17 protein-coding genes and 1 pseudogene are annotated in these 19,635 nt (G+C 74.9%); 9 read left to right on the top strand and 9 right to left on the bottom strand.

Translation table 11 applies throughout. From position 1 onward, the window contains the following. Positions 1–17 precede the first annotated feature (17 nt). The 3 genes from AB0N29_RS14285 to zwf are packed head-to-tail and all read left to right on the top strand — an operon-like array spanning position 18 to position 3,486. Positions 18–662 (top strand): aminodeoxychorismate/anthranilate synthase component II, encoded by a 645-nt coding sequence (locus AB0N29_RS14285; protein ID WP_364867661.1) that lies wholly within the window; start codon positions 18–20, stop codon positions 660–662. Continuing rightward, the gene (locus tag AB0N29_RS14290; RefSeq protein WP_364867664.1) at positions 659–2,020 is read left to right on the top strand and encodes an anthranilate synthase component I family protein; all 1,362 of its coding nucleotides are present in this window, start codon (positions 659–661) and stop codon (positions 2,018–2,020) included. Before AB0N29_RS14285 ends, AB0N29_RS14290 begins: the two co-directional genes overlap by 4 nt. A gap of 14 nt (positions 2,021–2,034) precedes the next feature. Continuing rightward, positions 2,035–3,486: a glucose-6-phosphate dehydrogenase gene (gene zwf, locus AB0N29_RS14295; protein ID WP_302268619.1), complete on the top strand. Its 1,452-nt coding sequence runs from the start codon at positions 2,035–2,037 to the stop codon at positions 3,484–3,486. A gap of 3 nt (positions 3,487–3,489) precedes the next feature. Here zwf and AB0N29_RS14300 read toward each other — a convergent pair whose 3' ends face one another. The 4 genes from AB0N29_RS14300 to AB0N29_RS14315 are packed head-to-tail and all read right to left on the bottom strand — an operon-like array spanning position 3,490 to position 7,050. Beyond that, complete coding sequence (locus tag AB0N29_RS14300) at positions 3,490–4,338, bottom strand: thioesterase family protein (RefSeq protein WP_364867668.1); 849 nt, start codon at positions 4,336–4,338, stop codon at positions 3,490–3,492. A gap of 20 nt (positions 4,339–4,358) precedes the next feature. Then, complete coding sequence (locus AB0N29_RS14305; protein ID WP_364867670.1) at positions 4,359–4,952, bottom strand: DUF3558 family protein; 594 nt, start codon at positions 4,950–4,952, stop codon at positions 4,359–4,361. Next, positions 4,949–6,355 (bottom strand): HAMP domain-containing sensor histidine kinase, encoded by a 1,407-nt coding sequence (locus AB0N29_RS14310; protein ID WP_364867672.1) that lies wholly within the window; start codon positions 6,353–6,355, stop codon positions 4,949–4,951. The genes AB0N29_RS14305 and AB0N29_RS14310 overlap by 4 nt, the downstream gene beginning before the upstream one ends. Continuing rightward, complete coding sequence (locus AB0N29_RS14315) at positions 6,352–7,050, bottom strand: response regulator transcription factor (protein WP_302268611.1); 699 nt, start codon at positions 7,048–7,050, stop codon at positions 6,352–6,354. The genes AB0N29_RS14310 and AB0N29_RS14315 overlap by 4 nt, the downstream gene beginning before the upstream one ends. Before the next feature lie 133 nt (positions 7,051–7,183). Here AB0N29_RS14315 and AB0N29_RS14320 point away from each other — a divergent pair, with 133 nt between their 5' ends. Further along, complete coding sequence (locus AB0N29_RS14320) at positions 7,184–9,520, top strand: PQQ-dependent sugar dehydrogenase (protein ID WP_364867675.1); 2,337 nt, start codon at positions 7,184–7,186, stop codon at positions 9,518–9,520. A 13-nt stretch (positions 9,521–9,533) separates the two neighbouring features. Here AB0N29_RS14320 and AB0N29_RS14325 read toward each other — a convergent pair whose 3' ends face one another. From AB0N29_RS14325 to AB0N29_RS14340, 4 genes are read right to left on the bottom strand one after another with little or no spacing between them, the layout of a single operon-like run. Further along, entirely contained in the window at positions 9,534–10,406 is an 873-nt protein-coding gene (locus AB0N29_RS14325; RefSeq protein WP_364867677.1) for a fructosamine kinase family protein, read from the bottom strand. 24 nt (positions 10,407–10,430) lie between these two features. Beyond that, on the bottom strand, positions 10,431–10,940 hold the full coding sequence (locus AB0N29_RS14330) for a low molecular weight protein-tyrosine-phosphatase (RefSeq protein ID WP_364867679.1): 510 nt from the start codon (positions 10,938–10,940) through the stop codon (positions 10,431–10,433). Then, positions 10,937–11,329, bottom strand: a complete 393-nt coding sequence (locus AB0N29_RS14335; protein WP_302268607.1) for a phage holin family protein — start codon at positions 11,327–11,329, stop codon at positions 10,937–10,939. The genes AB0N29_RS14330 and AB0N29_RS14335 overlap by 4 nt, the downstream gene beginning before the upstream one ends. A gap of 49 nt (positions 11,330–11,378) precedes the next feature. Then, positions 11,379–12,053 carry a GntR family transcriptional regulator gene (locus tag AB0N29_RS14340; protein WP_364867682.1) on the bottom strand — a complete coding sequence of 225 codons (675 nt, stop codon included), beginning with the start codon at positions 12,051–12,053 and terminating at the stop codon, positions 11,379–11,381. A gap of 115 nt (positions 12,054–12,168) precedes the next feature. Between AB0N29_RS14340 and AB0N29_RS14345 the strand changes: the two genes are divergently transcribed. Further along, positions 12,169–13,059 (top strand): arginine deiminase-related protein, encoded by an 891-nt coding sequence (locus AB0N29_RS14345; protein ID WP_364867684.1) that lies wholly within the window; start codon positions 12,169–12,171, stop codon positions 13,057–13,059. A gap of 28 nt (positions 13,060–13,087) precedes the next feature. Here AB0N29_RS14345 and AB0N29_RS14350 read toward each other — a convergent pair whose 3' ends face one another. Further along, positions 13,088–13,216, bottom strand: coding sequence for a hypothetical protein (locus AB0N29_RS14350; RefSeq protein WP_302268603.1), 129 nt, complete (start codon positions 13,214–13,216; stop codon positions 13,088–13,090). A gap of 110 nt (positions 13,217–13,326) precedes the next feature. On the opposite strand from AB0N29_RS14350, the gene AB0N29_RS14355 reads away from it, so the two are divergent. The 4 genes and pseudogenes from AB0N29_RS14355 (at position 13,327) to AB0N29_RS14370 (ending at position 19,635) form a co-directional block, all read left to right on the top strand. Further along, positions 13,327–13,878, top strand: coding sequence for a VanZ family protein (locus AB0N29_RS14355; RefSeq protein WP_364867686.1), 552 nt, complete (start codon positions 13,327–13,329; stop codon positions 13,876–13,878). Positions 13,879–14,092: 214 nt separating this feature from the next. Continuing rightward, positions 14,093–15,163, top strand: coding sequence for a histidinol-phosphate transaminase (gene hisC / locus AB0N29_RS14360; RefSeq protein ID WP_364867688.1), 1,071 nt, complete (start codon positions 14,093–14,095; stop codon positions 15,161–15,163). Positions 15,164–15,480: 317 nt separating this feature from the next. After that, positions 15,481–17,097 (top strand): annotated as a pseudogene (locus AB0N29_RS14365) (circularly permuted type 2 ATP-grasp protein); the annotation flags it as partial. Positions 17,098–17,949: 852 nt separating this feature from the next. Next, positions 17,950–19,635, top strand: coding sequence for a ribonuclease J (locus AB0N29_RS14370; RefSeq protein ID WP_302271735.1), 1,686 nt, complete (start codon positions 17,950–17,952; stop codon positions 19,633–19,635).

The following is a 19,635-nucleotide window of genomic DNA, read 5'->3' on the forward strand; positions in this document are numbered from 1 at the left end:
TCGGAGGTGCGAGCCCGGTGGAAGCTGCCCCCCAGTCCCATCGGGCTCGCCTCCACTCCTCGCAGCCGGCCCGCCGGACCCCGAGCGGGCCCGCCGCCCGGGACGTCGTCGTCGTCGACCACCACGACTCCTACACGTGGAGCCTGGTCCACCTCGTCGCCCGGGTGACCGGCTCCCTGCCGCTCGTCGTCCAGCACGACGAGGTCACCGCGGACGAGGTCCTCGCGCACGAGCACGTCGTGCTCTCGCCCGGTCCCGGCCGCCCCGACCGGCCGGCCGACTTCGCGGTCGGCCGCGAGGTGCTGGCCGCCGGCACCCGTCCGGTGCTGGGCGTCTGCCTGGGCATGCAGGGCCTGGTGACGACGTACGGCGGGCGGGTCGAGCGGGTGCGGCCGGCGCACGGGGTGGTGTCCCGGGTGACCCACGACGGCCGTGGCGTCCTCGCCGGGCTGCCGCAGGGCTTCGACGCGGTGCGCTACCACTCGCTTGCCGCCACCGTCGTCCCCGACTGCCTCGAGGTCACCGCCCGCTCCGAGGACGGGGCGGTCATGGGGGTGCGCCACCGGACGCTGCCGCTCGAGGGCGTGCAGTTCCACCCCGAGTCGGTGCTCTCCGAGCACGGGCTGCGGATCGTCGCGTCGTTCCTCGGGGCCGCCGGATGAGCGGCCCCCACGGTGGGCCGGCGGGCGGGCCGGGGGTGCTCGAGGCCTTCCGCGAGGTCGCCGGCACGCACCCGCGCTGCTTCTGGCTCGACGGTGCCGGCGCCCGCGGCTGGTCGGGCCGCCGGTCGGTGCTCGGCTGGCTGGAGCCCGACGACGTGTCGTTGTCGTACTCCGCCGCCACCCGCACCGTCACCCGCCACGCCGCCGGTCGGTCGGAGGTGGTGGCGAGCGGGAGCGCCGACGTCTTCGCGGCGCTGGAGGCCGAGCTCGCCGCGGGCGGGCCCGACGACCAGTGGTTCGGCTACCTCGGCTACGCCTGCCGGCCCGACCTGCCCGCCCGCCCCGCGGTGGGGCTGCCCGACGCGGTGTGGATGCGGCCCTCGCACGTCCGCGTGTGGACGCCTCCCGGGCCGGACGAGGCGCGAGGTCCCGCGTCCACGTGGGACGTCGCGCCGGCGCGCCGGCCGACCGCCCACGAATCGTCCCCACCCGCGGCGCCCCCGTGGTACGTCGCGGCGTTCGAGCGGGTGCAGGAGGCGCTGCACGCCGGGGACAGCTACGAGGTCAACCTGACCCACCGCGAGCAGGTGGCGAGCGACCTCGACCCGGTGACGGCGTACCTCCGGCTCCGCGCGCTCAACCCCGCGCCGTACGCCGGGTTCCTCCAGCACGACGTGCCCGGTGCGCGCGCCTGGCTGCTCTCCAGCAGCCCCGAGCGGTACGCCACGGTGACCACCGAGGGCACCCGCGGCGCTCGCGGAACGGGTGGGCGGACGCTCGAGACCCGGCCGATCAAGGGGACGACGCCGCGCGGGGCGACGCCGGCCGAGGACGCGGCGGCGGCGCTGCGGCTGCGCACCGAGCAGCGCTACCGCGCCGAGAACCTCATGGTCGTCGACCTGCTGCGCAACGACCTGGCGACGGTGTGCGAGCCGGGCACGGTCGAGGTGCCGGTGCTGATGGACGTCGAGTCCTACCCCAGCGTGCACCAGCTCGTCTCCACCGTCCGCGGCCGGCTGCGGCCGGAGGTGACCACCGTGGCCGCGCTGCGGGCGCTGTTCCCCGCCGGCTCGATGACCGGGGCGCCCAAGCGGCGCACCATGGAGGTCGTCGACGAGGTCGAGTCGAGCGCGCGGGGCGTGTACGCCGGTGCGTTCGGCTGGGTCGCCGCCGACGGGCGCGCCGACCTGGGGGTGGTGATCCGCAGCCTGGTCACCACGGGTCAGGGCCGGTGGGAGCTGGGTACCGGTGGCGGCATCACCGTCCACTCCGACGCGGCGTCGGAGCACGCCGAGGCAGGATGGAAGGCCGAGCGCCTGCTCGCCGTCTTCGCGACACCAGGAGGTAACACCGCGTGACTACCGTCGAGAGCATGGCCAAGCCGCACGTCATCGTGCTGTTCGGCGCGACAGGCGACCTGTCCCGCCGCAAGCTGCTGCCGGGTCTGCTGCACCTGTTCGAGGCGGGCCTGCTCACGGACACCCGCATCGTGGGGACGTCCCTGGAGGACGTCGACTCGACCCACTTCGAGACCTTCGCGCGCGACGCCTGCGAGGAGTTCGGCGAGGGCACCATCGACGACGCCCGCTGGGCGCCGTTCGGGAACCTGCTCAGCTACCTGCCGCAGTCCGCCGGCCCGCAGGCGCTGGCCGACGAGGTCGCGCGCGCCGAGGACACCCTGCCCGGGCCCGACGAGCGCAAGCGCCGGCTGCACTACCTCAGCGTGCCGCCCAAGGCGGCCCTCGACGTGGTGCACCAGCTGGACAAGGCGGGCCTGGTCGAGCGGTCGCGGATCGTCATGGAGAAGCCGTTCGGCACCGACCTGGAGTCGGCGGTCAACCTCAACGCCGAGCTGCACGAGGTCTTCGACGAGCACCAGATCTTCCGCATCGACCACTTCCTGGGCAAGGAGGCGGCGCAGAACATCCTCGCCTTCCGGTTCGCCAACGGCCTCTTCGAGCCGATCTGGAACCGCAACTTCATCGACCACGTGCAGATCGACGTCCCCGAGACGCTCGGCCTCGAGGGCCGCACCAAGTTCTACGAGTCGACCGGCGCCTACCGCGACATGGTCGTCACCCACCTGATGCAGGTGCTGGCGTTCATGGCGATGGAGCCGCCGACGTCGCTGGAGCCGGACCCGATCAGCGACGAGAAGAACAAGGTCTTCCGCTCGATGAAGCCGATCGACCCCCACGACGTGGTGCGCGGGCAGTACGCCGGCTACCGCGGCAAGGAGGAGGTCGCCGACGACTCCGACACCGAGACCTTCATCGCGCTCAAGGTCGAGATCGACAACTGGCGGTGGGCCGGCGTGCCGATCTACCTGCGCACCGGCAAGAAGATGGCCGAGAGCGCGCGGATCATCTCGATCGCGTTCAAGGAGCCGCCGCTGTCGATGTTCCCGGCCGGCTCGCAGGCGGGCATGCAGGGCCCCGACCACCTCACCTTCGACCTCGCCGACCAGTCGCGGATGTCGCTGTCGTTCTACGGCAAGAAGCCCGGTCCGGGCATGAAGCTGGAGAAGCTCTCGATGCAGTTCGCCACCCACGAGACGTCGTCCTCGACCGGCGTGCTGGCGGCGTACGAGCGGCTCATCCACGACGCGATGCGCGGCGACCACACGCTCTTCACGACCGCCGAGGGCATCGAGACGCTGTGGGAGAAGTCCTCGGCGCTGCTGGAGATGCCGCCGCCGGTGCGCACCTACCAGCCCGGCACGTGGGGCCCGAACGCGATCCACCAGCTCGTCGCGCCGCACGCGTGGCGGCTGCCGTTCGAGCGCACCTGGCGGATGCCGTCCCCGGACGGCGCCAACGCCTGAGGATCAGGCCCCCGACGTCGTACGCCGCCCGTCGTCCTCCCACTGCTCCTTGCCGAGGTCGACGGCGCGGCGGGCGTTGGCGAGCGAGGCCAGCACGATGGTGCCCAGCGCGCCCTCGCGGTCGAAGACGGTCGCGGTGCCGACCGCGATGCCGTCCTGCTCCAGCCGGTCGATGGCGTGCAGCCCGATCTCGGTGCCGGCGGGGCGGCGGACCAGGGTCAGGGTGATGTCGGTGTTGATGTGCTCCACGCCCCGCGTGCCCCAGTTGGTCACGAGGCTGGCGCCGTCGGCGATCGCGGCGACGGCCTGGAACGGCGTGGCCCGCTCACCGGCGACGACCGGGACCGCGCTGTTCCACGACGTCTTGCGCGAGGCGTTCTGGTGCGCCCGGAAGTCCTGGGACCAGCCGGCGTCGCTGTGCAGGAACGGCACGTGGGGCTCGGTCGTCGGCGGCGCGACGTCCTCCGGCGGGGGAGAGGGGTGCACGTCCGGCATCCACACCTCGCCCTCCGTGTCGGCCGTCGGCTTGAGGAACAGCCCGCTGGCACGGGCGACCGGCACGCCGTCCTGCAGCGCGACGACGTCGACGAGCGCGAGCCGCGGGCCGGCGCGCACGACGTCGGTGGCGAAGGTCAGCGGCTGCCGGGTGGCGGGGCGGAACAGGTCGACGGTGTAGCGCGCCGGCCGCAGGTCAGTGCGTCCCTCCTCCTCGACCCGCCGCTCCAGCGCGCGGGCCATCGCGCCGCTCACGGCCACGCCGTGCAGGTGGTCCTTGCCCCAGCTGCTGACCGCGAGGTCGGTGGCGAGGAGGCTCGCGCTACCGTCGTCGGTCGTGAAGAACGCCAGCTCCATGGCGGCATCCTGGCAGGCGGTCAGTCGGCCGCGCGCTCCGGAGCCCGCTCGGAGAGGCGCGCGAGGACGCCGCGGGTGGCGCGGACCAGGCGGGTGCGGTCGGCGGGGTCGAGCGCGATGGCGTTGACCGACTCGATCAGGCCGCGCGTCTGGACGAACCCGGTGACCGCGACGGCGTCGTCGGTGACCTGGGTGACGGTGCGCGCGGCGTCGGCGCTGGGCAGGTCGAGGTCCTGCACGTCACCGGCGACCTCGCCGATGGTGTCCCAGGCGTCCTCGAAGGACCCGTCGAACCACAGGTAGTTCAGGTCCAGCATCGGCCCGCCCTCGGCGACCGGCACGTAGGTGCAGCGCATCGCGCCGGGGTCCCCGGTCTCCTCGGTCACCTCCTCGCCGAGCAGCCGACCGACCTCGGCGGGGGTGAGGTCGTCGCACGGGTTCCACGAGGGCGGGTCGGCGGACGCGCCGGACGTCGCCGTGCTGCCGCCGTGGGGCGAGGCCGACGAGCCCGACGACTCCGCGGGCTCGTCGGAGGAGCACCCGGCGGCGACGAGCGCCAGGACCAGCAGGGGCAGCAGGGGCAGCAGGGGCCCGGCGACGGGTCGGCGGCTCATGCCCGGCTCCCGGTGGTCGAGGGCGCCGGGGACGCCGGGGCCTCGGCGGGCAGGGCCAGGACGAGCCGCGCCCCGCCGGCGGGCGACGTGGTGACCTCCAGCCGCCCGGCGTGGCGGTCGGCGACCTGGCGGACGATGGAGAGGCCGAGCCCGGACCCGGGCATGCCCCGGGACTCCTCGGCGCGCCAGAAGCGGTCGAACACGTGCGGTCGGTCCTCCTCGGAGATGCCGGGTCCCTCGTCGTCCACGGTGAGGACGCCGCCGGCGAGCCGGACGGTGACGGTGCCGCCGGGCGGGCTCCACTTGGCGGCGTTGTCGAGCAGGTTGGTGACGGCGCGCTCCAGCGCGGCCGCGTCGCCGACGAGCTCGAACGGCTCGGCCGCGACGTCGAAGACCAGGCCGGGTGCCCGGCGGCGTACCCGTGCCAGGGCCTGGTCGACGACCTCGGCGAGGTCGACCGGCGCGACCAGGTGGTCGGCGCGGTCGTCGCGGGACAGCTCGACCAGGTCGCCGACCAGCGTGCTGAGCTCCTCGATCTGGGCGCGGACGTCGTCGAGGAGCTCGGCCCGGGCCTCCTCGGGGAGGGTCATCGCCCCCGGGCCGTCGGCCTGGGTGAGCAGCTCGATGTTGGTGCGCAGCGAGGTGAGCGGGGTGCGCAGCTCGTGGCCGGCGTCGGCGACCAGCTGGCGCTGCCGGTCGCGGGACGCGGCGAGCGCGGTGAGCATCTCGTTGAACGCCGAGGCGAGGCGGGCGACCTCGTCGTCCTCCTTGCCCTCCACCTGGATGGGGGTCAGGTCCTCGGTGCGCGCGATGGCCTCCACCTCGGTGGTCAGCCGGCGCACCGGCCGCAGGCCGTTGGTCGCCACCGCCCACCCGGCCATCCCCGCCGCGACGACGCCGAGCAGGCCGAAGAGCAGCATCACCACGCCGAGGCGGGCCAGGACCTGCTGCTGGGGCTCGAGCGACTGGGCGACGACCAGCGCCTCGCCGTCGGTGTTCGCGGGGACCGTCGCCACGCGGTAGCGGGTGTCGCCGGCGACGATCGTGCGGATGTTCCACTTCCGCTCGCCGTGGGCGACCGCCAGCTCGGGCTCGCCGATGTAGAGGCGCGGCCCCTTGTCCTGGGTGAGCACCGACCCGTCGGGGTAGACGAACGCCACCCGGATGTCACCGGCGCCCAGCGCCCACGACGGGATCTCCAGCCTGGTGCTGAGGCTCGACAGCGCCTGGGTGCGGGCGGCGGCCTGCGCCCGGTCCAGCAGCGAGTTGTCCAGCGTGGACTGCATCTGCACGCGGACCGTCATGAAGGCGCCCAGCGCCACGAACGCCACGGACAACCCCACCGCGATCGTGGTCAGCAGCGTGACGCGGCCCGCCAGGGAGGGGTGGCGCAGGGCCCTCATGCTTCCTTCAGCACGTAGCCGACGCCGCGGACCGTGTGGATCAGGCGGGGCTCACCCTCGGCCTCGGTCTTGCGCCGCAGGTAGCCGACGTAGACCTCGAGGGAGTTCGCGGTGGTCGGGAAGTCGTAGCCCCAGACCTCCTCGAGGATGAACGAGCGCTCCAGGACGCGCCGCGGCCGCCGCAGGAACATCTCGAGCAGCGTGAACTCGGTCCGGGTCAGCTCGATGAGCCGTTCGCCGCGGCGGACCTCGCGGGTGGCGACGTCCATCGAGAGGTCTGCGAAGGACAGCACCTCGTCGGCGGCGTCGTCGGCCGGCACGACCCGGCGCAGGAGCGCGCGGAGGCGGGCGAGCAGCTCGGCGAGCGCGAACGGCTTGGTCAGGTAGTCGTCGGCCCCCGCGTCCAGCCCCTCGACGCGGTCCCCGACGGCGTCGCGGGCGGTGAGGACCAGGACGGGTACGTCGTTCCCGGCCGCGCGCAGCGCGCGGGTCGCCTCGATCCCGTCGAGCCGCGGCATCATCACGTCCATCACGACCACGTCCGGCGCCGCCCGGCCGATCGCGGCCAGCGCCTCGGCGCCGTCGGTGGCCAGGTGCACGTCGTACCCGTTGAACTCCAGCGACCGCCGCAGCGACTCCCGCACGGCCCGGTCGTCGTCGACGACGAGCACGCGGGGCTTGGCGGTCGGTGGCACCCCGCCATGGTGCCAGCAGGTCCTGAGCCGGCGCTGAGAGCCGGGCACCCGGGCGGGAACCCGGGCAGAGGACCGGAAGCCGGGACACGGGCGCGATCGCTCCCTAGGCTGCGGACGACCTTGGGGGGTCTCCATGCTGCATCGCGGTCTCGTGCTCGCGCTCGTCTCGTCCGTGCTCGCCGTGCTGGGGGTGACGGCGCCCGGGGCGGCGGCGCCCTCGGCGGAGCGGCGCGCGGCGCCGCGGGTCGAGCGGCACGCGGAGCCGGTGCTGCCCGACCGGTTCCAGGAGGAGGTCGTGCTCGGCGGGCTCGACGAGCCGACGGCGGTCGACTTCGGGCCGGACGGCGAGATCTTCGTGGCCTCCAAGAGCGGCGTCGTCCAGGTCTGGGCCACGCCGGAGGCGGAGCGGGTCGAGGTCGTCGACCTCAGCACCGAGACCCACAACCTCTACGACCGCGGGATGCTCGGCCTGGCCCTCGACCCCGGCTTCCCGGCGCGGCCGTACCTCTACCTGCTCCACGCCTACGACCACATCCTCGGCAGCGACCTGCCGACGCCGCAGTGGGGCGTCCCCGGCGTGCCGTACGACGAGTGCCCCGACCCCGAGGACGGCGGACCGGGCGCCGAGGACATGGGCTGCCTGGCCAGCGGCCGCCTCGTGCGGCTGGCCCTGGCCGAGGTGCCCGGCGGCTGGCGGGCGGCCGGCGAGCCGGAGGTCATGCTCGAGGACTGGTGCATGCAGTACCCCTCGCACGCCACCGGCTCGCTGCACGTCGGCCCCGACGGCGACCTGTGGGCCAGCGGCGGCGAGGGCGCGCACTACCTCGAGGTCGACCACGGCCAGCTCGGTGCGCCGTTCTGGCCCGGCGCCAACGCCTGTGACGACCCGGCGCGCGAGGGCGGCTCGCTGCGCGCCCAGGACGTCCGCGCCGGCGGCGACCCGACCGGCCTGTCCGGCACCGTCGTGCGCATCGACCTCGACACCGCCGAGGGCGTGCCCGGCAACCCGCTCGCCGGCCGGGACGGCGCGAACGAGCGTCGGATCGTGGCGTACGGCATGCGCAACCCGTTCCGGTTCGCGTTCCGCCCCGGCACCGGCGCCGACCCGGAGGTGTACGTCGGCGACGTCGGGCAGGGCGGCTGGGAGGAGATCGACCGGTTCCGCCCCAGCGGCCGGCAGCCGGAGAACTTCGGCTGGCCCTGCTACGAGGGCCCGGACCGCAACGCGGGCTTCGACCCGCTCGACCTGCCGCTGTGCGAGTCGCTGTACAAGGCGCGCACGGCGAGCGAGCCGTTCTTCGCCTACCCCCGGACCGGGGCGCTCGCGGGCGAGACCTGCCCGACCGGGTCGGCCTCGATCTCCGGGCTGCAGTTCGGCGCCAGCCGGTCCTACCCGGCGGCGTACCGCGGGGCGCTCTTCTTCTCCGACTACTCCCGCCAGTGCGTGTGGGTGATGGGCAAGAAGGCCGACGGGTCGCCCGACCCGCGAAGGGTGCGGCCGTTCCTCCAGGGCGCCGCCAGCCCCGTGGACCTGCTCACCGGCCCCGAGGGGGACCTGTACTACCTCAGCCTCGGCGTCGACGAGCAGGGCTACCCCTCGGCGGGCGCGGGCTCGCTGCGCCGGATCCGGTACGTCGCCGGCAACCGCGCACCGGTCGCGCGCCTGGTCCCCCGCACGCCGACCTGGGGCCCGACGCCGCTCGAGGCGGTCCTCGACGCCTCCGGCTCGTCCGACGCCGAGGGCGACGACCTGACCTACCGCTGGGACCTCGACGGCGACGGCGGGTTCGACGACGCCGAGGGGCCCGAGGTGCGGACGACCGTCACCGGCACCGACGACGTGACGGTGCGGGTCCGGGTGGCCGACGGCGGGGGTGGCGAGGACGAGGCGGCGCTGGTCCTGCACCCGGGCGACGCCGGCCCGCCGGTGGTCAGCATCGCCTCCCCGGCCCGGGACCTGCGCTGGTCGGTCGGCGAGGCGATCGACCTCTCCGCGACCGCGGTCGACCCCGACGGCACCGACACCACGGTCACCTGGTCGGTCGCGCTCGCCCACTGCCCGAACGACACCTGCCACACCCACCCGCTGCAGACCGCGGTGGCCGACGGCACGACCGTCCGGGGGCCCGACCACGAGCACCCGTCGTACCTCCTGGTGTCGGTCACCGCCACGGACGCCCGGGGCCTGAGCACCGCCGAGTCCTATCGGCTGGAGCCGCGGACGGTGCGGCTGCGGTTCCGGACCCGGCCGGGCGGACTGCCCCTGTCGGTGGCCGGCGTCAGGCACCGGCGAACCTGGACGGGCACCTTCATCGTCGGCTCCCGGATCACCCTCACCGCGCCGCGCAGGCAGCGGCGCGGCCGGACGGCGTACGCGTTCGCGCGGTGGTCCGACGGCGGGTCGCGGTCCCACACCCTGGTGGCGCCCGGTCGGACGCGCACCCTCACGGCCGTCTACCGCCGGCGGTGACCGAGGGGCGGGGTCAGCGGTAGCGGGCGGCCGCGGCCGCGGCGCGCGCGCCGTACCCGCCGCCGAACAGGCAGGCGTGCACGAGCAGCGGGAAGAGCTGGTGCAGCGCCAGCCGGTCCTCCCAGCCGTCCGCGAGCGGGGCGGCGTCGACGTACGCCTCGAGCGCCTTGGGCAGGTGCGGCAGCCCGAACAGCGACAGCATCGCCAGGTCGGTCTCGCGGTGGCCGCCGTGGGCGGCGGGGTCGACCAGGTGGACGCCGTCGCCGCCCCAGACGACGTTGCCGTTCCACAGGTCGCCGTGCAGCCGGGCCGGGCCCTCCTCGGGCACCAGGGCGGGCAGCCGGCCGACCACCGACTCGACGCTCGCGGCCTGCTCGGGGGTGACGGCGCCCCGGTCGCGGGCGAGCTTGAGGTAGGGCAGCACCCGGCGGACGGCGAAGAACTCCGCCCAGGTGGGGGCGGCCCGGTTCGGCAGGGGGAGGCGGGCGATGTAGCCGTCGCGGTGCTCGCCGTCCGGTCCCGCGCCGTACGCCGCGGCGCCGGCGGCGTGGGTGGCGGCCAGCGCCCGGCCGAGGTCCGCGGCCGCCTCGGCCGTCTGCTTGCCCGGCTCGACCCAGCGCACCACGAGGCACTCGGCGTCCACGGCCAGCACGTCCGGCACGCGGGCCCCGCCCTCGACCGCGCCCAGCCAGCGCAGTCCTCGGGCCTCGACCTCGAAGAAGTCGGCCGGCGCGTGCGCCAGCGTCTTCATCAGCGCGGTGGTGCCGTCGCTGAGCCGCAGCTTGGTGGCGGTGGCGGTGTCGCCGCCGGCCACCGGGGCCGTGGCCACCACGGCGGCGCCGAGGAGCTCCTCGGCGCGACGGGCGACCAGTGGCTGGCGGGCCATCTCAGCCCAGCGTCCGCTGGCGGGTCACGGGCGGTCCATCAGCCGCTGCAGGGCCGCGGTGATCGCGACCGACGTTCGCTCGACCATCTGCAGCACCTCCTCGAAGCCGTCCGGGCCACCGTAGTACGGGTCCGGCACCTCGGTGCCGGGGGCGACGGGGTCGAACTCGCCGAAGAGCATGACCCGCTCGCTGCGCCCGCCGACGTCGTCGAGGTTCGCGCCGTCCATCACCAGCACCAGGTCCAGCTCGTCGAGCCAGCTGCGCGCGAACTGCCGGGCGCGGTGCCGGGTCGCGTCGTACCCCGCGGCGGTGAGGGTCGCCGCGGCCCGGTCGTCCATCGGGTTGCCGACGTGCCAGTCGCCGGTGCCGGAGCTGCGGACCTGGACCAGGCCGGACAGCCCGGCGTCGTCGAGGCGCTGGACGAGCACGACGTCGGCCATCGGCGAGCGGCAGATGTTGCCCAGGCAGACCAGCGCGATCGCGTAGCGGCCGGGCAGGCGGGGCTGGGGCAGCAGGGTGTGGGCGTTGCTCATCGGCGGTCCTCCCCGACCAGGCGGTCGACGACCCACGTCATCAGGGTGATGACGATCGCACCGAGGACGGCCGGCCAGAACCCGTCGACCCGGAAGCCGAGGTCGAGCTGCTCGGCCAGCCAGCCGGTGAGCGCGAGCATCGCGGCATTGATGACCAGCAGGAACAGCCCGAGGGTGACGATGATGAACGGGATCGACAGCAGGGTGAGCACCGGCTTCACCACCGAGGTGACCACGCCGAGGATGAGCGCGACCAGCAGCAGGGACGCCCACTTGTGCTCGAGCTCGGCGGTGCCGCTCGAGGGGCCGGTGAACCGGACCCCGTCGACCAGCCAGGCCGCCGTCGCCAGCGCGACCGCGTTGGTCAGGAGCCAGGAGAGGAAGCGCACGCCGCCATCCTGGCAGCCGGGCCTGAGGCGGGGCTGAGCCCCTGCCGGGTCAGCGCTCGATGCCCAGCGCCTCGATGATCGCCACCTCGGCGTCGGCGAGGTGGCGGTCGAGGAAGGCCGAGGCGCCCGGGATGTCCCCCGCCTCGAGCAGGTCCAGCAGCGCCCGGTGGGAGTCGGCCTGGTCGTGGGCGTTGCGGCGGATGCGGTCGACCTGGGCGAGCGCCAGCTTCAGCTCGGTGACCAGGAGCTCGGCCATGTGCACCAGCCGCGGGGACCCGGTCAGGCCGACCAGCGAGACGTGGAAGGCGAGGTGCCGCTCGTTGAGGAGCTGGTAGGAGCCGCCGTCGGCGACGGCCGAGGTGTAGGCGACCAGCGTCGTGCGGACCAGGTCCCGGGCGGGCTGGCCGGCCTCCTCCCAACGGTGGACGCCGGCGCCCTCGAGGACCGCGCGGGCGCGGCACACGTCGCGCACCGAGTCCGGGTCGGGCGTGGTCACGCTGACGCCCCGGTGCGGCTCGCGGGTGGCCAGTCCCTCGGCCACCAGCAGGGTGAGCGCCTCCCGGACTGTCGGCCGCGAGACACCGAGCGAGGCCGCGAGGGCGACCTCCCGCAGGGCGGTGCCGCTCGCGAGCTCGCCGTCGAACACCGCCCGCCGCAGCTCCTCGGCCACGCGGTCGACGGTCGAGGAGTGGTCGAGGCTCAGCGTGCCGAACGGCTCGGACATGGGCTCCATCATCCACCACGCGCGCCGAGTTGTGCGGGGAGCCCGTCGTGCCCCACACTCCGCGTTGTCAGATTGTCTGACAATCGTCGGAGGATGAGGAACGGGAGGTGTGCTCGTGGAGCAGCTGCAGTGGGGCCGTCGGTACGTCGCGGTGGAGCCGTCGCACTTCCGCATCGAGTACGCCATCAACCCCTTCATGGACGTTGCCGACCAGCCCGACCCCGCGCTGGCGCTGGCCCAGTGGCAGGCGATGGTCGGCGCGATCGAGGGGCTCGGCGGCACGGTCGACGTGCTGACGCAGCGCCCGGACGCGCCGGACATGGTCTACGCGATGAACCTCGGCCTCGGCCTGGTCCGCCAGGACGGCTCGCGGCACGTGGTCATGTCGCACATGCGCTACGCCGAGCGCCGGATGGAGACGCTGTCGGCGCAGCCGTGGTTCGCCGGCACCGGCGCCACCACGTCGTACGTCGGCCGGGACGGCGTGGGTGCCCACCTCGAGGCGGGCGACGCGTTCGCCTTCCGCGGCGACCTGGTCGTCGGCCATGGCCCGCGCACCGAGGAGCTGGCGCTCAAGCACCTGGCCACCGAGCTCGGCGTGCGGGTGCGCGGCCTGCGGATCACCCACCCCGGGATGTACCACCTCGACCTGGCCTTCTGCCCCCTCGACGACCGCCGGGCGCTGGTCTGCCCGTCCGCGCTGGACGACGCCTCGGCGGCCGCGCTCCTCGAGCTCGTCCCCGAGCCGCTGGTGCTGACCGAGGAGGAGGCGCTCACGACGTTCTGCGCCAACTCGGTGGTCGTCGGCCGGACCGTCGTGATGCCGGCCTGCCCCGACCGCGTCCGCGCGCAGCTGGAGGAGTGGGGCTTCGAGGTCGTGCTCGTCGACGTCTCGGAGTTCCACAAGGGCGGCGGCTCGATCCGCTGCCTGACCAACCCGGTCGACATCGCCCTGGGTCGCGACCTCGCGGTCGTCCCGGGCGGCGAGGTGCTGCTGCCGGCCTGAGCGCGCGCGGTAGGCGTCAGCGACGGCGTCAGCGGCAGTCGTCGCTGGCGCAGGTCGTGGTGACCGTCGCCCCCTGCTCGGGCGCGGCGTGGCCGAACGAGAGCACGGTGAGGGCCGTGACGAGCAGGCCCAGGCCGAGGTTGCGGACGATCAGCACCCGAGAACCATAGGGACCGACCGGAGGCGGGACGCCCGTTCTCGGGTGCAGATGGTCCGATCGGGTGGTACGGCGTGTCCGGTCGTCGGGGTCCGGCTAACGTCCGGGGCGTGTTCCCCATCGGCGGCGTGGGCGTCATGCTCCTCGGCATCGTGCTCTCCGGAGCGGTCTGCATGCTGCTCCACCTCGCGCTGCGGGGCCGGCTCGGCGCGCTGACCTCGGGCTCGCTGGCGGCCTTCGTGTGGTCGCTGACCGTCATCGGGTTCATCACGCTGATCCCCGCGAACGGTGCGCCGGGGGTGGTCCCCGCCGAGGGCCGGCTCGACACCTGCTCGTGGGACATCGGCGGGCCCGCCCCGGACGGGTTCTGGATCTTCTCCGGCGGCCAGCGGCTGCTCAACACGGTCGTGTTCATCCCCTCCGGCGCCCTGCTCGTGCTCGCGGCCGCCCGCCGCACCCGCGGCGCGTTCCTCGCCGTGCCGATCGGGCTGGCCCTGCTCACGGCGTACTCCGTCGGCATCGAGGTCACCCAGCTCGTCCTCGCCCGCCTCGACCGCGCCTGCGACGTCACCGACGTCGTCGACAACGTCCTCGGCGCCGCCATCGGCGTCGGCATCGGGCTGCTCCTCGCGCTGATCCTGCGCCCCTGGCGCTCGCGCTAGCCGGCACCGCCTGTCCGGGCCCGCTCCTCCCGGCCGGGTCTCCTCCCGCCTCGATCGTTCAATCGCGCGGTTGCGGCGGCCTGGAAGCGCTCCCACCGGCTCCGGGCCCGCGCGAATCGTTCAATTGAACGATTCGTGCGGCGGCAGCAGCGTCGCCCGCCGGCCCCGGCCGACCCGGGCCCACCCCCGGCCGGCAGCGGCCTAGCCTGGGCGCGTGAGCACGCCGCAGCCCCGCCCGAACGTCGCCGACATCCCGCCGTACGTCGCCGGGCGGCCGCCGACGGTGCGGCCCGGGATGGTGTCCTACAAGCTCTCCAGCAACGAGAACCCCTACCCGCCGCTGCCCGGCGTCGTCGAGGCGGTCCAGGAGGCCGTGGGGACGATGAACCGCTACCCCGACATGGGGTCGGCGGCGCTCTACGCCAAGCTGGCGGAGACCTTCGACGTGCCTGCCGACCACCTGTCGGTGGCGACGGGGTCGGTGGGGCTGATCTACCAGCTGGTGCAGGCCTTCTGCGACGCCGGCGACGAGGTGGTCTTCGCCTGGCGCTCCTTCGAGGCCTACCCGATCGCGGTCACCGCGGCGGCGGCCACGGCGGTGCGGGTGCCGCTGCTGCCCGACGGTCGCCACGACCTCGACGCGATGGCCGCGGCGATCAGCGACCGGACCAGGGTCGTGCTGGTCTGCACGCCCAACAACCCGACCGGGCCGGCGGTGACCCAGGCCGAGCTGGACGCGTTCCTCGCCCGGGTGCCGGCGCACGTGCTGGTCGTCGTGGACGAGGCCTACGTGGAGTTCGTGCGCACCGACGACCCGGTCGACGGCGTCGCGACGTACCGCCGCCACGACAACGTCGTGCTGACCCGCACGTTCTCCAAGGCCTACGGGCTCGCCGGCTTCCGCGTGGGGTACGCCGTGGCGCCCGCGCCGGTCGCGGCGGCGCTGCGGGCGGTGTCGCTGCCCTTCGGGGTCTCCACCGTCGCGCAGGTCGCGGCGATCGCAAGCCTGGAGCGGCGCGCGGAGCTGCTCGAACGGGTCGACGCGCTCGTGGCCGAGCGGACCCGCGTGGTCGAGGGCCTGCGCGAGCGCGGGTGGGACGTGCCGGACGCCCAGGGCAACTTCGTCTGGTTCGGGCTCGGCGGGCGGACGGCCGACTTCGCGGTGGCGGCCGACGACCTCGGCATCGTGGTCCGGCCGTTCGCGGGCGAGGGCGCCCGGGTGTCGATCGGCGAGACCGAGGCCAACGACCGGCTGCTGCGGCTCGCGGAGTCCTTCGCCCGCTGACTCCGGCCGCGGTCGGCGCCGGGCTCCGTCAGACTTGGCGCCGTGACCGTCCTGCGCGACTACGCCGCCGCCGTCGCCCGGCCGGCGCTGCTCGAGGGCGGGGGCCCCGGGGGCGGCTACGTCGAGGTCGTCGGCCCGGACGGCTCGCTGCGCCCGGCCTGAAGGGGCTCGCCGAGGTCGCCGTCGGCCTGACCCCGGCCGACCTGCACCGCGTCGACCGCGACATCGCCCGGCTGCTGGCGAACGACGGCGTGACCTCGCCGCGCGCCGGCGGGCCCGGCAGGCCGGGCGGGTGGCGGCTCGACCCCGTGCCGCTCGTGCTCGACGCCGCGCAGTGGACCCCGCTGGAGGTCGGCCTGGCCCAGCGCGCGGAGCTGCTCAACGCCCTGCTGCAGGACCTGTACGGCGAGCAGCGGCTGCTCGCCGAGGGGGTGCTGCCCGCCGCGGCGGTGCTCGGCCACGCCGGCTTCGTGCGGCCGGTCGCCCGCCGCTCGGCCACCGACCCGCGCCCGCTCGTGCTGTGCGGCGTCGACCTCGGCCGCGACGCCGCCGGCGAGTGGCGGGTCCTCGGTGACCGGGCGCGGGCGCCGTCCGGGCTGGGGCACGCGATGGAGAACCGCCGGGTGGTCTCGAGGGTCGTGCCGGAGCTCTACCGCGAGGCCGGCCCGCACCGCGTCGAGCCCTACCTGTGGGCGCTCCGGTCCGCGCTCCTGCAGTCGGCCGACGCCGACCTCGCCGACCCGCGGGTGGTCGTGCTGTCGCCCGGCACCTGCTCGGGCTCGGCGTACGACCAGGCCTTCCTCGCCTCCGCGCTCGGCTTCCCGCTGGTCCGCGGCAGCGACCTCGTGGTCCGCGACGGCTGGGTGCACCTGCGCGCCAGCGGCCGGCTGGAGCGCGTCGACGTCGTGCTGCGCCGGGTCGACGCGGCGTGGAGCGACCCGCTTGAGCTGCGCGGCGACTCCCGGCTGGGGGTCGCCGGACTCACCGAGGCGGTACGCCGCGGGCGGGTCCGGGTCGTCAACGGGCTCGGTGCCGGCGTGCTCAAGAACCCCGCCCTGCTGCCCCACCTGCCCGCGGCCTGCCAGGCGCTGCTCGGCGAGCCGCTGCGGCTGGCCTCGGTGCCGACGTGGTGGTGCGGGGACCCCGACTCGCTCGAGCACGTGCTGGACCGGGTCGGGGAGCTGGGGGTGCGCACCCTCGACGGGCCGGCCGCGCCGATCCGCCAGGGGGCGGCCGGGCTGCGCCGGCGGATCCTCGCCGAGCCGCACCGGTACGTGGGCCAGGAGCGGCTGCCGCTCTCGCACGCCCCGGCGTACCGGCCCGGCGCCCGGCCCGGCGCCGTCGGCGCGACCACGCCGAGGCCGCTCACCCTGCGGACGTTCGTGCTCCGCTACGGCTCGGCCTACCGCCCGTTCGTCGGGGGCCTCGCGACCGTCCACGACGAGCACCCGTTCACCGGCGGCGGGGACGGCGGCGGGGGCGGCGGGGCGAGCAAGGACGTGTGGGTGCTCAAGGGGTCGCCCGAGGAGCCGGACCAGGGGCTCGCCGAGGTGCTGCCGATGACCAGCTCGCGGGCGCTGACGGTGACCGTGCAGCGGGTGCTGGAGGACATGCACTGGCTCGGGCGGTACGCCGAGCGGGCGGAGGCGATGCCGCGGCTGGTGCTCGCCGCGCACGCGCTGGCCGAGGACTTCCGCACCCGCCCGCGGTCGGCGGGCGGCGCGGTCCTGGCGGTGGTCATGGACGCCGTCCACCGGCTCGCCGGGAGCAGCGAGGGCGACCTCGACGCCGGCCCGCCCGGCTCGGTGGCGCAGGCGCTGGCCGGTCTCCGCGAGGCCGCGGCCGCCGTCCGCGACCAGCTCTCGCCCGACGTGTGGCGCACCCTCGGCGCGGCCGACCGGGCCGCTGCGGCGCTGGAGGGATCGACGCACAGCCACCAGGTCGCGGAGTCGGCCGGCCGGGCGCTCGACGCGCTAGAGGGCGCCGCCCACGGCCGAGGCCAGGACCGAGGTGCCGACCAGCGCCACGAGCCCCCAGGCGACCGCCCTGCCACCGTGCAGGCGGCGGGCGCCGGGGCGCGGCTCCGGCACGCCCGGCCTCGGCCCGGCCAGCAGCAGGTACGCCGTCACGCCGACCGGCGTGGCGAGGAACATCAGCCAGAACCAGGCCCACCGGGTGGCCCGCCACGGCTCGGGCGAGCCGATGAGCAGCAGGAGCGTGCCGAGCCCCGCCACGAGCGGCAGCAGCGCGGCCCACCCGGGCAGGCGGTAGCCCAGCACCGTGGCCTCCGTCGACGGGCGGTCGGCGCGGTGGACCTCGAGGTCGGGGTCGATCGCCCGCAGGCGGGTGGCGAGCTCGCCGGTGACGACACCGGTGACGTGCTCGCCGCGCTGCTGCGGCGCCTTGCGGCGCGGCCGGGCCTCGACCACGTCGGACGTCCGGTTCGCGAGGCCCTCGCGCCAGTGGACGGTGACCACGGCGAAGCCGCGTCCCTCCGGGCCGATCCCCTCGGTCATCGCCACCTCGTGCACGTCGCCGGTGGCCACGGCCTCCCGGAGCTCGCCGAGCGTGGACTGGCGCTCCCCGACCACGAACGCGGCGGCGAGGACGGCCACCCAGGCCAGCGCGACCAGCAGGCGCAGGCCCTGCGCGAGGGGGCTCGAGGGGCTCGGCACCCGCGGGACGGTACCCGCACCGTCCCCCAGCGGCCGGGAGGCTGCGATCATGGGACCCTGCCTCACGCGCCGGCCCTCGGCGCACGACACGCCACCGAACGGACGCACACCGTGAGCCACCCGCACCCCGAGCTCCAGAAGCCACCCCGGCTGCCCCAGGACGGCCTCCGCGTCGTCGGTCTCGGGGGGCTCGGCGAGATCGGCCGGAACATGACCGTCTTCGAGCACCGCGGGAAGCTGCTCGTCGTCGACTGCGGCGTGCTCTTCCCCGAGGAGCACCAGCCGGGCATCGACGTGATCCTGCCCGACTTCAGCTGGATCCGGGACCGCCTGGACTCGGTGGTCGGCATCGTGCTCACCCACGGCCACGAGGACCACATCGGCGGGGTGCCCTACCTCCTGCGCGAGCGCGCCGACATCCCCGTCATCGGGTCGCGGCTGACGCTGGCGCTGATCCGGGAGAAGCTCAAGGAGCACCGGATCGTCCCGGACCTGCGCGAGGTCGCCGAGGGCGACCGGTCGCCGTTCGGCCCGTTCGACCTGGAGTTCCTCGCCGTCAACCACTCGATCCCCGACGGGCTCGCGGTGGCGATCCGCACGAAGGCCGGCCTGGTGCTGCACACCGGCGACTTCAAGATGGACCAGTTCCCGCTGGACCGCCGGATCACCGACCTGCGCGGCTTCGCCCGGCTCGGCGAGGAGGGCGTGGACCTGTTCCTCACCGACTCCACCAACGCCGAGGTCCCCGGCTTCACCATGTCCGAGCGCGACCTCGCGCCGGCCATCGAGCAGGTCTTCCGCACCGCGCCGCGCCGGATCATCGTGTCCAGCTTCGCGAGCCACGTGCACCGCATCCAGCAGGTGCTCGACACCTCGCACGCGCACGGGCGCAAGGTCGCCTTCGTCGGCCGCTCCATGGTCCGCAACATGGGGATCGCCCAGGACCTCGGCTACCTCAAGGTGCCCCAGGGCCTGATCGTGCCGCTCGATCAGCTCGAGCGGCTGCCCGCGCACAAGGCGACGCTGATCTGCACCGGCTCGCAGGGCGAGCCGATGGCAGCGCTTGCCCGGATGGCGAACCGCGACCACAAGATCCGCGTCGGCGAGGGCGACACCATCCTGATGGCCAGCTCCGCCGTGCCGGGCAACGAGACCGCGATCTCGGGGCTGATCAACAACCTCAGCCGCTGGGGCGCGAACGTCGTGCACAAGGGCAACGCGAAGGTGCACGTGTCGGGCCACGCCAGCGCCGGTGAGCTCGTCTACTGCTACAACATCGTCAAGCCGCGCAACGTGATGCCGGTGCACGGCGAGTGGCGCCACCTCAAGGCCAACGCCTCCCTGGCGATCGACACCGGGGTCCCCGAGGACCACGTGGTGCTCGCCGAGGACGGTGTCGTCGTCGACCTGGTCAAGGGGCACGCGAAGGTCGTCGGCAAGGTCCGCGCGGGCAACGTGTACGTCGACGCGCAGACCGTCGGCGGGGCGACCGAGGCGACGCTGAAGGACCGCCGGACCCTCGCCGAGGAGGGCGTGGTGACGGTGCTGGTCATCGTCGACGCCGACACCGGCGGGCTGGCCGACCCGCCGGACTTCTCGGTCCGCGGCTTCGTCCACGAGCCGAAGGCCTTCGACCCGGCCGTCCAGGTGATCGAGAAGACGCTGGCCCGCGCGGCCGCCGAGGGCATCGGCGACCCCCAGCAGCTCGAGCAGCTGCTCAGCCGGGAGGTCGGCCGCTGGGCGCACCGCACCTTCCGCCGCAGCCCGCTGATCATCCCGCTGGTCATCGACGCCTGA

It is taken from the genome of Nocardioides sp. NPDC092400, from assembly GCF_040684155.1.
Classification (GTDB): Bacteria; Actinomycetota; Actinomycetes; order Propionibacteriales; family Nocardioidaceae; genus Nocardioides.